Consider the following 11,555-nt stretch of genomic DNA (forward strand, 5'->3'; position numbering starts at 1 on the left):
ATCAAGCGGCGTTGACCGATTATGATTTTGCAAAATACAAAGCTTCAACCAAAGCGATTGGTTTTCAAACGAAAGTAGCGGAGCTGAGCCAGTTTTTTAATAGTGGTCCTCGACAATCGAATACAGATACCCCAACATCATAATAAGCGGAATTACCACGTCCGAAAGTGCATTAACGGGGTCTTGAACTCCATAATTGGGGTTGTACAACGTGATAAACGGGGTTCCGAACCCCATAATTGGGGTTATACAACATGGTAAACGGGGTCTTGAACCCCATAATTGGGGTTGTACAACGTGGTAAACGGGGTTCGGAACCCCGTTAATGGGGTTCCGAACGTGGTAAACGGAGTCTTGAACGTTGTAAACCACGTTGGTAAACGTGGTAAACGGGGTATTGAACGTGGTTGACCACGTTATTTTAAAGAAAAACGAATAAACATACAGGGTAACCGAAAACTGTAACAAAGAGTAGGGGGAATAATCAAACCACACGGAAGGATTCGTGCGGTAGCGGTGGGAACGTTACCAGTAACTTTAAAAAAATATTGACAATGAAGAATAAATTTTTGAAAACAATATTAAGCTTACTCTTTATTGGATTATCATTTCTTTGCTTCTATTTTCCAACAAAATCAATAACTAGTGTAGTTTATAAGTATTGCAACGAAAAAACAATAACAATTGAAGATGATGGGACTAAACTATTTTTCAACTACATAGGATTGTTTCTTCTTATTATGGCAATTTGGATTTGGAAAAAGGAGTTGAAAATAAATCAGTTTGGTTTTATTGGTGGTAATGACATCGAGCCAACAGACCCTGAGACTTTTCCAAAACAGCCGACACCAGACTCACAAACCACAAATAAAACAGAAGGCTCCGAAAAAGGAATAGCCAAGTCAACAAACTTTGAGACCTTTAAAGCACAAGAACTAAAAAACAAAGTTGTTGCATACTTTAAGGAAAATCCAAATGGACTGACAAATGTAAATATACTTGCTACAAAATTTGGATATTCAACTGAGACAATAAAACGAATTCTATTTGAATTAATGAAAAAAAATATCGTGAGAAGGGATACATATCCTGGTTCAATGAAAGCAAATTTCTCATATAGTACATCAATTGAAAATAGAGCTATCGATGATTTCGCAAAACATTTAAAAACAGAAATTCTTAGCGACAATAGATTCATAAGAGTAAGTCAGCAATACGAAGTTGATGCAATTATTAAGACTTACTTAATGAATTACGTAATCGAAGTAAAGAATATGGACAGCTTTTTAACAAAACGTATTGATGAAGCAGTAAATCAGCTTATGACAATTGAAGAACACATAAAATTAGAACCATTAAAATTGGTACTAATTATTGCAACTAAGAAAAAGCCTGAGATGCAATTTATCGAAGAATATCAAAATATCGAAAACTTGTCCATTTACTTTTTTGAGTATAATGACTAACAAAAAAAGCTACTGCTAACAGGCCCCCCGCTGCCGCGCGAATCCTTTCGCGTGGTAACGGTTAAAACCTGACAGGTTTTTGAAACCTGTCAGGTTTATAAACGAAAGCCCTTAACGTGGTAAAGGGATACAAAAACAGGGCAACCGAAAACTGTTACAAAGAGTAGGTGGAATGATACGAGATGCTGAAACGTGTTCAGCATGACAGAAAAATAAGGAAATGGGAGCGTAAGATGCTGAAACGAGTTCAGCATGACAAGAAAACTCAACACGTAGCGTCTGTCAACCTGAACTCGTTTCAGGTTCTAAATATATAAATATAAATGGCACAGAGAAGTTATCATAATTACTGGGTTTATATTTTAACAAATAAACCAAATGGTACCTTATACATTGGTGTTACAGGTGGAATAGATGATAGAATGGAGCGTCATGTAAAGGGCGAGGGTTCAAAGTTTACAGCTAAGTACAAATTAAAAATGTTAGTATATTATGAGGAATTTCAATTTATTAATGATGCAATTGCGCGTGAGAAACAATTAAAAAATTGGCATAGACAGTGGAAAATTAATTTGATAGAAACGCATAATCCTAAATGGGATAATCTTTGGAAACGAGATGCTGAAACGAGTTCAGCATGACAGTATAGCGTATAGGAACTAGGGGAAGGAGATGCTGAAACGAGTTCAGCATGACAGTATTGAGTACAAGGAATAGGTGAATGAGATGCTGACCCAAGCTTGCGAATTGACGAAGTAAACGAGTTTAGCAAAGTCGTTAGACTTTGTGGAGCTGGTTATCAATCATCTAATCTTCATTATCAAAATAGCCTTTATTTTTTACTTTGGCTGAAAAGAAATTTAAAAACAAAACCACAAACGATAAAAAGAACATAGCTTGAATGCTAACTAATGCTTTAGCATAAGGCGTAACAGGGTAATAATCGCCATAACCTACAGAGTTTGCGGTAATTATGCTAAAATAAACGGCATCAAACCAATTGGTAAAAGGTTTGTTCATGTTATCGCCCAAAGTGTACAAAACAGCAAATGCAAAAACAATCTCTAAATAATTTAAAAACAATAATAACATGGAACGTTTATAAGACTTTGGACGCGAAAGCATATCTGAAGCAAAAATTAATGTGGGTATATATAAAACGGTTTCTAAAAGAACGTACACCATTATATATATTAAAATATTATGATCTTGTAAATTATTTTTTAAGATATAAATTGGAAATAGTAATTTTAAAATGATGTAAAAATCCATTGCAATATCTTGATATTCATAGTTTTTTCTTGAAAACCAAAATTTAATATACACACCAGGAAATAACAATTGCGAAATGGATAAAAATAATCTAAATATTTTTTCAATACCATTATCATCTTGATGGTCGTTATTCCAAATAGATTTGATATTTTGTATTCGTTTTTGTATCGGATTTATTTTTAAAAGAGGCTTCTCGTCCTTTGTAATTCTTCCCAACAAAAGTTTTCTTAAAAAGTGTTTCATATTTTATATCCGTTTAATTATGATAACATCATTGTATCGCTCTACATTTTTTAACACTTTTTGAGTAAAGTTGTGCGCATCAAAATGCAACAGGTAATTTTCAATAACATTTTTATTTAAATTCATGGTGTTAAATAATATATAGCCATTTTTATTAAGCAACTTTTTGCAATTAGTAATAAAGCTTTCTTCAAATAAAAACGCAGGCATATCGCTATCTTTAAAGATATCTATAACTATCAAATCGTAATGGTTTGTATCTGTTTTTACAAATTGTTCCGCATCAGCAATAACACATTTAAAGTTAGGGATTTTATCTAAATTAAAATACAAATTGGCTACATCAATTATCTCATCGTCTAATTCTACACCTGTAATGTTTTTGGTAAACGAAAAGTCAGTAACTAAGGTTTGCACCACACTGCCTCCTGCCACACCCAAAATTAAAATAGATTCCATTCTGCTAATTTCAGCTTTACCAATATCCAAAAGACCTTTTTTTAAAATCAATTGCAAACTTCCGTAAGAATAATTGGTGTTTTTTGTATTCAGCAGCATTTTCCCGTTATATAATGTCACCTCAATTGACTTGCTAATCATTGAAGTTTCCATATAAATAGTGATAGGATAGAAGTAGCTAAGTATTTTTTTGAACATCATCATATAAATTACGTAAATATACTTTATTTTTGTTTTTTGTCAAAATGTATAAAAATGAAACAATATCTATATAGACTTATATTTTTAAAAATAATGGGTTGGAAAGTCACTGGTACTTTTGACGCCTCAATTAAAAAATGTGTACTAATTGTGGTGCCTCACACCAGCTGGTTTGATTTTTTTATAGGTGTTTTTTTTAGAGGTACGTATCCTGTTGAAATTAATTTTTTAGCTAAGCAAGAATTATTTCGTTTTCCTTTGGGCGGTTATTTAAAATGGATGGGCGGCATTCCTTTAAATAGAGATAAAAACGAAAATAAGGTAGATGCAATTGCGAAAATTTTTGAGAGAAAAGAAGTAATGCGCTTGTCATTATCCCCTGAAGGCACCAGAAAAAAAGTAGCACAATGGAAATCGGGCTATTATTATATTGCTCAAAAGGCAAATGTTCCAATTCTGCCTATTGCCTTTGATTACGAAAACAAACAAGTAATTATTTTTGAAGCCTTTGCTATTACGAACGATTTTGAGAAAGATTCAAAATATTTAGAGTCATTATTCACTACTATCAAAGGAAAAGTACCCGAATTTAGCTTTACCAATTAAGGCAAATAGTTTTTAAACGTGCCGTCAGCATAAAATATAACGATACACTCAATTTTTGAATCGATGGCTTTAGGTGTTACATCGTTTTGTATTTTTTGCGTAATTGCACTTTTTTCAATTCTTTTTTCAATTGCTACCGTTTCTTGAGAAAACAAATCGTTTACTTGATTAGAATTTTCTATATATGAAATTGCTGTTTTTTCAACAAAACCATTTTCACTTGTTGGAAAACTTCCTTTTCCATTTAGCAACCATAATAATTCTACTTCAGGAAAGTTCTCAATTACTTTTAATATAAAATCTAAACTAGGTTTGTTTCTTCCTGAAAGTAGGTGAGAGATACTAGATCGTTGTACATTTATTTTTTCTGCAAATAGCGAAGCCGTTAAACCATAATAATCAAAAATAGTTTCCAAACGTTTTACAAAGTGTTCTGTATCTATCATCCTAATTAATATTAAAAAATTTAGTTTACAAATGTAACAAATTGCAATCAAAACAACAAAATATATTTATGAAATTAGATAATAATTGTTAAAATTATATAATTTATTAATATAAATAAAATAACATAAACTACTGATTTTCTGTAATTTAAATTAATTTTATTAAATTAGTTTACACTTGTGGAATTTTTAACTAAAATCACTCCTTATTTCCACTCAATTTGAAGGTGTTTATTGTTTACAAATGTAAAATGAAATATATTTACATTTGTAATATGAAAGATAATTTACAATTAGCCACCACTTATGTGTTCGAATCAATACAAGGAAGATATGTAACTGCTATCCATTTAGATTCTTTTTTAGATACATTACCTGCTATATTTAAAATTTCTACCGTTGGGTTTTCTGTAAAACAGCAACCAATAAAAGCCATTCAATTTGGAGAAGGGGCCGTAAAAATTTTAGTTTGGTCGCAAATGCATGGTAATGAAAGCACCACAACAAAAGGATTGATTGATTATTTAAACTATTTAAATTATAACGAAAAAGAATTTGAGATGCTTTCAAAATCATTTTCTTTTTATATTCTTCCGATTTTAAATCCAGATGGTGCTGCAGCTTATACCAGAGAAAACGCCAATGGAGTAGATTTGAATAGAGATGCTTTTACCTGTACGCAAACCGAAAGTCAGGTTTTAAAAACTGTTTTAAAGAATTTTAATCCTGATTATTGTTTTAACTTACACGATCAGCGTAGTATTTTTGGACTAGTGGAAACTCAAAAGCCAGCAACGATGTCATTTTTAACTGCATCCTATAACGAATCGCGTACTTTTAATCCGGTTAGAGAGAAAGCAGCTGCGGTAATTGCGGGTATAAATGTAGAACTTCAAAAACATATTCCTAATCAAATAGGACGATTTGATGATTCCTTTAACATCAATTGTACTGGAGATTATTTTACAAATATTGGATATCCAACTATTTTATTTGAAGCTGGACATTATGCTAACGATTATAATAGAGACGAGGTAAGAAAATTTGTTTTTATCGCTTTAAAAGCTGCTATTTCATTTATTAACGAAAACGATATAGTTAGCAGTAATTTGGGTAATTATTTGAATATTTATCAAAATAACAAATGTTTTTATGATTTTATTTATAAAAATGTGAGAATTAATGATAATAATGTAGAAAAAATTATTAAATTTGCAGTTCAATATAAGGAGGTTTTAACGGAAGGAAAAATAGCATTTATTCCTGAAATTATTCAGATTGAAAATTTAGACTCTTTTTTCGCACATCAAACCATTGATTTTGAAAATAAATTATATGAATTTGAAAACCGAAACTTTCCTAAAATTGGCGATATTATAAAAGTTTAGTACATTAAAAGTTAAAACAGATTGATTATGAGTAAGTTTAAATTAGATGAAGTAGATCACCAGATTTTAGATATGTTAATTGACAATACTAGAATCCCATTTACAGATATTGCTAAAAAATTATTAATATCTGCTGGTACGGTTCATGTTAGAGTGAAAAAGATGGAAGATGCGGGTATTATTAAAGGTTCTTCATTAACGTTAGATTATGAAAAATTAGGATATTCATTTATAGCGTATGTAGGTATCTTTTTAAATAGTACTTCGCAAACAAAATTTGTTTTAGAGCGTATTAATGAAATTCCATTTGTAACTGTAGCTTCTGTAACTACTGGAAAATTTAATATTTTCTGTAAAATTAGAGCAAAAGATACAACAAACGCAAAAGATATTATTTTTCAAATTGATGACATTGATGGGGTTTATAGAACTGAAACCATGATTTCATTAGAAGAAAGCATTAATGATAAAAAACGATTGATGCATACGATTTTTAAAGAATTTTAATCCCATTAAAATAAAAAATCCCGTTCTGATTTTGTCAAAACGGGATTTTTTTATGCTTGTATTTTTTTAATCTTCGTCATCATCTTCTTCGAAATCTGATTTAATTATATTTCCATCAGCATCTTCTTCATCATCTAAGTCAATTTTTTCGTCTTCTTTGTCTTCATCATCTTCCTCAATACCAATATCTTTAATAGCATCTATAGCAACTTCCTGTGATATAAAGTCTTCATCTTCATCAAAATTTTCAATTCTATCAGCAAGCTTCAAACTTACTTTAACTAGATAAGTAGTATCTTCTGTTTTTACTTCAACTGCTTCAATTGTCTCATTTTTAGCATTTTTGAAACGAATAATATCCGAATCATCATATCCATCAGGAAATTTTTCAACTAATAAGTTTAAAATCTCGTTTGTTAATTTTGCGTACTCTACAATTACTCTCTTCATTTCTTGTTTGCCTTAATCAATTTTAATTGTCAAATTTAGTATTCTAATTTTAAAATTTAAATTTTTTTAAAACTTTTTTTTTCTTATTACCATCCCAAGATATAAGCAAAGATTAATGGTGCTACTATAGTTGCATCAGATTCTACTATAAATTTAGGTGTATCTACATCTAATTTACCCCAGGTAATTTTTTCATTTGGAACGGCTCCAGAATACGAACCATAACTTGTTGTTGAATCTGAAATCTGACAGAAATAACTCCAAAATGGCACGTCATGCATTTCCATATCTTGGTATAACATTGGTACCACACAAATAGGGAAATCTCCTGCAATTCCACCACCAACTTGGAAAAAACCAATTCCTTTTCCGGCGCAATTTTTTGGATACCAATCCGCCAACCACATCATGTATTCAATACCGCTCTTTGTAGTAGAAGCTTTTAATTCTCCTTTGATGCAATAGGATGCGAAAATATTACCCATAGTACTGTCTTCCCAACCTGGAACTACAATAGGTAAGTTTTTTTCTGCGGCTGCAACCATCCAAGAATCTTTAGGATCAATTTCGTAATATTGTTCTAAAACACCTGAATTAATCATTTGATACATAAATTCGTGAGGAAAATAGCGCGCTCCAGATTTATCTGCTTTATTCCAAATGTTAAATAAATGCTGTTGCAAACGACGAAATGCTTCTTCTTCAGGAATACAAGTATCTGTTACTCTATTGAAATGATTGTCTAATAAATCTCTTTCTTGTTCTGGAGATAAATCTCTATAATTTGGCACTCTTTTATATGAATTGTGTGCCACTAAATTCATGATATCTTCTTCTAAATTAGCACCTGTACAAGAAATAATATGAATTTTATCTTGGCGGATCATTTCTGCTAATGATTTTCCTAACTCGGCTGTACTCATAGCACCCGCTAGCGTTACCATCATTTTACCGTTGTCTAATAAATGGGTTTCATATCCTTTTGCAGCATCTACTAAAGCAGCAGCATTAAAATGCAAATAATGTTTTTCTACAAACTGACTTATTGGTCCTTTATTCATGGGTTTTATTTATTTTCGTTTTTGCTTTTGTTGTATCCTAAAATTTCTAAAACCTGCTCTACCTTTTGTTGTTCGGAAAACACTTCGGTTGCAAAAATTCCGTTTTTGTCTTTATCAATTAAGATGTGTTTGGGTTGTGGTAAAATACAATGACTTAAACCGCCATAACCGCCAATGGTTTCTTGGTAAGCACCTGTATTAAAAAACCCAATATATAAAGGTTTTTCTTTATTATATTTTGGTAAATAGACGGCATTCATATGCTGTTCTGAATTGTAATAATCGTCTCCATCACAAGTTAAACCACCTAAAAGTACCCTTTCATAAATGTCATTCCAGCGGTTAACTGCTAGCATAACAAAACGTTTGTTAATAGCCCAAGTATCTGGTAAAGTAGTAATAAATGAAGAATCAATCATATTCCAATTTTCTCTATCATTTTGTTTCTTTTGATATAAAACTTGGTACAACACACCACCAGCTTCGCCAACGGTGAATGAACCAAATTCGGTAAAAATGTGCGGAACTTCAACTTCTGCATCATCGCATGCAATTTTTATTTGGTTCAATATTTCATCAACCATATATTGATAATCATATTCAAAAGCCAATGAATTTTTAATTGGAAAACCTCCACCAATATTTAAACTATCCAAAGACGGACATTCTTTTTTTAAGGCAATGTATACTTTCAAACATTTTACCAATTCGTTCCAATAATAGGCCGTATCATTAATACCCGCATTAATAAAAAAGTGCAGCATTTTAAGTTCTACTTTTTTATTGTCAGCAATTTGCTTTCTGTAAAATGGTAAAATATCTTTATAACCAATACCTAATCGTGAGGTATAAAATTCGAATTTAGGTTCTTCTTCGGCTGCAATTCTAATTCCTATTTTAAATTTACCGTCAATTTGTTCTTGAAGTAAGTCTAATTCTTCAAAATTATCAATAACAGGAATGGTGTTTTTATGGCCATTATTAATTAAACGAGCAATATTAGTTACATATTGATCACGTTTAAAACCATTACAAACGATAAATGAATTTTTATTAATTTTACCTTGTTCCATAAGGTTTTCAACGATATTAATATCAAAAGCGGATGACGTTTCAATATGAATATTGTTTTTTAGAGCTTCATTTAAAATGAATTCAAAATGCGAACTTTTGGTACAATAACAATAAAAATATTTGGCTTCATATCCGTGCTTTTCCATCGCATTTCTAAACCACATTTTTGCCTTATTGATGTTTTGAGAAATTTTTGGTAAGTACGTAAATTTCAATGGTGTACCATATTGTTCTACTAATTTCATCAAATCAATACCATGAAAATGCAAATTATCTTTGTTCAAAGTAAATTCTTCCTGTGGAAAATAGAAAGTTTGATTGATAAGGTCGGAATATTTTGTATTCATTTGACTATTACTAATTTAATTAATTGAAATACGTGCCATTTTTGTTGAGCAAAAGTAAAAATAATATTACTAAAAACAGAAGTAAAGTAAAAAAAAATTAATTCTTTAAATAATCTTCAAACGCCAATAAAATCAAGGATTTATCAACAGTTTGATTAATTTTACTTTCACCAATTTTGTTTAATAATGTAAATTGTATGTTTCCAAACTCATTTTTTTTGTCGAAAACCAACAAATTCATAATATTTTGGATATCAGATTCATTAAATTGTATTTTTTCAAAAACATCTGTAATAATATATTTTATTTCGGCAAAATCTTCTTTAGAAATTAATTTTGAATAAAAAGATATATTACTTTCTAATATCATACCAATAGCAATAGCTTCGCCATGTAGCAATTGTATTTTGTCTTCCGATTCTAAGAAATAACTTTCAATAGCGTGCCCTAAAGTATGTCCGAAATTCAATGCTTTTCTTATTCCGTTTTCTTTTAAATCTTGTGAAACGATTTCGTTTTTTATTTCAATTGATTGTTTTATTAAAATATCTAAATCATCTGTATTTAAGTCGTTTAAGTTTTTTAATTTATCCCAATATACCTTGTCGTAAATTAAACCATGTTTTAGCATTTCAGCCAATCCTGAACGCATTTGATTTGACGGCAATGTTTCTAAAAATTTCGATAGTATAATAACCGTTTTCGGTTCGTTTATAACACCTATTTGATTTTTAAGACTTCCTAAGTCTACGCCGTTTTTTCCTCCAACTGAGGCGTCTACCATTGCCAGTAGCGTTGTGGGGATATTTATAAAATCAATACCTCTTTTAAATGTGCTTGCTATAAAGCCACCAATATCTGTAATAACGCCACCGCCCAGATTTAATAGTATGCTTTTTCTATCTGCTTCTAAATCTATTAGCGTGTGCCATAAATCAATACACGTGTACATGTTTTTATGTTCTTCACCTGCTTCGATTTCAATAATTTCTATTTCGATTTCTGTTGGCAAACTGGATAAAAAATAAGGTAAACAATACTCATTTGTATTTTCATCTACCAAAACAAAAATTTTCGAATAGATTTCTGGTTGAAGCAAATTTTCAAGATAAACAAAACTTGCCTCATTAAAATATATAGTATAATTATCTGATTGAATAGGTGCCATTGGTTTTTTATAAATTCTTTACAAAATAAATTAAAAAATATGAGAAATCATTAGTTCAATAAGTATATTTGCATTACTTAATATGTATTTAATAATAATGGATAAAATATTTAACAATACAGAAAAAGCATTTTCGCTAAAATCTAACAATGAATTAAGCAGAGCACACTTTTTATTTCAAATGATTGGGAAACCGGCATTGGTAAAAATAGGTACTTCGTTAACCAATTTTGCTTTACAATTTCATTTACCTGTTGAAGGTATTATAAGAAAAACCGTGTTTGATCATTTTTGCGGTGGTATAAGCGAACAAGATTGTTTGCAAGTGGTTTCAAAAATGCATGCTAAAGGTGTTTCCTCAGTTTTAGATTATTCTGTGGAAGGTAAAGAAGAAGAAGCACAGTTTGAAGCTTGTTTAAAAATGACGTTAAAAACAATTGATTTCGCGAAAGAAAACAAAGCCATTCCATTTGCTGTTTTTAAACCTACAGGATTGGGAAGAATGGATTTGTATGAAAAAGTAGGGTTAAAGGCAACATTGATAGCTAATGAGCAAGAAGAATGGAATAGAGTAGAGGCAAGATTTGAAAAAATTTGTCAATATGCCTATGATAATGATGTGAAACTCTTAGTTGACGGTGAAGAAACTTGGATGCAAGATGCAGCAGATGATGTAGTGGAGCGTATGATGGAAAAATTTAACACCAAAAAAGCAATTATTTTCAATACCTTACAATTGTACCGATGGGACAGAGTGCCATATTTAAATGCCCTTCATAAAAGAGCAAAAGAAAAAGGATTTCATATTGGTATGAAATTAGTACGTGGTGCATATATGGAAAAAGAAGCTAAGCGCGCTGAAGA

At 30.7% G+C, this 11,555-nt stretch carries 13 protein-coding genes; 6 read left to right on the forward strand and 7 right to left on the reverse strand.

Going from position 1 to position 11,555, the window contains the following annotated elements:
* The first annotated feature begins 554 nt into the window (after positions 1 to 554).
* Entirely contained in the window at positions 555 to 1,466 is a 912-nt protein-coding gene (locus ACIQ2I_RS05005; protein ID WP_396181336.1) for a hypothetical protein, read from the forward strand.
* Between the two features lie 323 nt (positions 1,467 to 1,789).
* On the forward strand, positions 1,790 to 2,107 hold the full coding sequence (locus ACIQ2I_RS05010) for a GIY-YIG nuclease family protein (RefSeq protein ID WP_396181337.1): 318 nt from the start codon (positions 1,790 to 1,792) through the stop codon (positions 2,105 to 2,107).
* A 166-nt stretch (positions 2,108 to 2,273) separates the two neighbouring features.
* On the opposite strand, the gene ACIQ2I_RS05015 is transcribed toward ACIQ2I_RS05010, so the two are convergent.
* Complete coding sequence (locus ACIQ2I_RS05015) at positions 2,274 to 2,984, reverse strand: potassium channel family protein (RefSeq protein WP_396181338.1); 711 nt, start codon at positions 2,982 to 2,984, stop codon at positions 2,274 to 2,276.
* A 3-nt stretch (positions 2,985 to 2,987) separates the two neighbouring features.
* Complete coding sequence (locus ACIQ2I_RS05020; RefSeq protein WP_396181339.1) at positions 2,988 to 3,584, reverse strand: spermidine synthase; 597 nt, start codon at positions 3,582 to 3,584, stop codon at positions 2,988 to 2,990.
* Between the two features lie 114 nt (positions 3,585 to 3,698).
* Between ACIQ2I_RS05020 and ACIQ2I_RS05025 the strand changes: the two genes are divergently transcribed.
* Positions 3,699 to 4,250, forward strand: coding sequence for a 1-acyl-sn-glycerol-3-phosphate acyltransferase (locus ACIQ2I_RS05025; RefSeq protein ID WP_396181340.1), 552 nt, complete (start codon positions 3,699 to 3,701; stop codon positions 4,248 to 4,250).
* Here the strand turns inward: ACIQ2I_RS05025 and ACIQ2I_RS05030 are convergent.
* Complete coding sequence (locus ACIQ2I_RS05030) at positions 4,247 to 4,696, reverse strand: helix-turn-helix domain-containing protein (RefSeq protein ID WP_396181341.1); 450 nt, start codon at positions 4,694 to 4,696, stop codon at positions 4,247 to 4,249. The genes ACIQ2I_RS05025 and ACIQ2I_RS05030 overlap by 4 nt on opposite strands.
* Before the next feature lie 251 nt (positions 4,697 to 4,947).
* Here ACIQ2I_RS05030 and ACIQ2I_RS05035 point away from each other — a divergent pair, with 251 nt between their 5' ends.
* On the forward strand, positions 4,948 to 6,084 hold the full coding sequence (locus tag ACIQ2I_RS05035) for a M14 family zinc carboxypeptidase (protein WP_396181342.1): 1,137 nt from the start codon (positions 4,948 to 4,950) through the stop codon (positions 6,082 to 6,084).
* Between the two features lie 27 nt (positions 6,085 to 6,111).
* Positions 6,112 to 6,591, forward strand: a complete 480-nt coding sequence (locus ACIQ2I_RS05040; RefSeq protein WP_396181343.1) for an Lrp/AsnC family transcriptional regulator — start codon at positions 6,112 to 6,114, stop codon at positions 6,589 to 6,591.
* A 66-nt stretch (positions 6,592 to 6,657) separates the two neighbouring features.
* On the opposite strand, the gene ACIQ2I_RS05045 is transcribed toward ACIQ2I_RS05040, so the two are convergent.
* The 4 genes from ACIQ2I_RS05045 to aroB form a co-directional block, all read right to left on the reverse strand.
* Positions 6,658 to 7,041, reverse strand: a complete 384-nt coding sequence (locus ACIQ2I_RS05045; protein ID WP_396181344.1) for a DNA primase — start codon at positions 7,039 to 7,041, stop codon at positions 6,658 to 6,660.
* A gap of 86 nt (positions 7,042 to 7,127) precedes the next feature.
* Complete coding sequence (locus ACIQ2I_RS05050; protein ID WP_396181345.1) at positions 7,128 to 8,102, reverse strand: deoxyhypusine synthase family protein; 975 nt, start codon at positions 8,100 to 8,102, stop codon at positions 7,128 to 7,130.
* A 5-nt stretch (positions 8,103 to 8,107) separates the two neighbouring features.
* Complete coding sequence (locus tag ACIQ2I_RS05055) at positions 8,108 to 9,523, reverse strand: arginine decarboxylase (protein WP_396181346.1); 1,416 nt, start codon at positions 9,521 to 9,523, stop codon at positions 8,108 to 8,110.
* Between the two features lie 97 nt (positions 9,524 to 9,620).
* Entirely contained in the window at positions 9,621 to 10,691 is a 1,071-nt protein-coding gene (aroB, locus tag ACIQ2I_RS05060) for a 3-dehydroquinate synthase (RefSeq protein WP_396181347.1), read from the reverse strand.
* A gap of 97 nt (positions 10,692 to 10,788) precedes the next feature.
* Between aroB and ACIQ2I_RS05065 the strand changes: the two genes are divergently transcribed.
* On the forward strand, positions 10,789 to 11,555 hold a 767-nt coding region (locus ACIQ2I_RS05065; protein ID WP_396181348.1), incomplete at its 3' end, for a proline dehydrogenase family protein.

This window comes from Flavobacterium sp. (genome assembly GCF_044368995.1).
Lineage (GTDB): Bacteria > Bacteroidota > Bacteroidia > Flavobacteriales > Flavobacteriaceae > Flavobacterium.

Bases quoted from the DNA above. Each gene is read 5' to 3' on its own strand.
- ACIQ2I_RS05005 (WP_396181336.1), top strand. From the start codon at position 555: ATGAAGAATAAATTTTTGAAAACAATATTAAGCTTACTCTTTATTGGA.
- ACIQ2I_RS05010 (WP_396181337.1), top strand. From the start codon at position 1,790: ATGGCACAGAGAAGTTATCATAATTACTGGGTTTATATTTTAACAAAT.
- ACIQ2I_RS05015 (WP_396181338.1), bottom strand. From the start codon at position 2,984: ATGAAACACTTTTTAAGAAAACTTTTGTTGGGAAGAATTACAAAGGAC.
- ACIQ2I_RS05020 (WP_396181339.1), bottom strand. From the start codon at position 3,584: ATGATTAGCAAGTCAATTGAGGTGACATTATATAACGGGAAAATGCTG.
- ACIQ2I_RS05025 (WP_396181340.1), top strand. From the start codon at position 3,699: ATGAAACAATATCTATATAGACTTATATTTTTAAAAATAATGGGTTGG.
- ACIQ2I_RS05030 (WP_396181341.1), bottom strand. From the start codon at position 4,696: ATGATAGATACAGAACACTTTGTAAAACGTTTGGAAACTATTTTTGAT.
- ACIQ2I_RS05035 (WP_396181342.1), top strand. From the start codon at position 4,948: ATGAAATATATTTACATTTGTAATATGAAAGATAATTTACAATTAGCC.
- ACIQ2I_RS05040 (WP_396181343.1), top strand. From the start codon at position 6,112: ATGAGTAAGTTTAAATTAGATGAAGTAGATCACCAGATTTTAGATATG.
- ACIQ2I_RS05045 (WP_396181344.1), bottom strand. From the start codon at position 7,041: ATGAAGAGAGTAATTGTAGAGTACGCAAAATTAACAAACGAGATTTTA.
- ACIQ2I_RS05050 (WP_396181345.1), bottom strand. From the start codon at position 8,102: ATGAATAAAGGACCAATAAGTCAGTTTGTAGAAAAACATTATTTGCAT.
- ACIQ2I_RS05055 (WP_396181346.1), bottom strand. From the start codon at position 9,523: ATGAATACAAAATATTCCGACCTTATCAATCAAACTTTCTATTTTCCA.
- aroB (WP_396181347.1), bottom strand. From the start codon at position 10,691: ATGGCACCTATTCAATCAGATAATTATACTATATATTTTAATGAGGCA.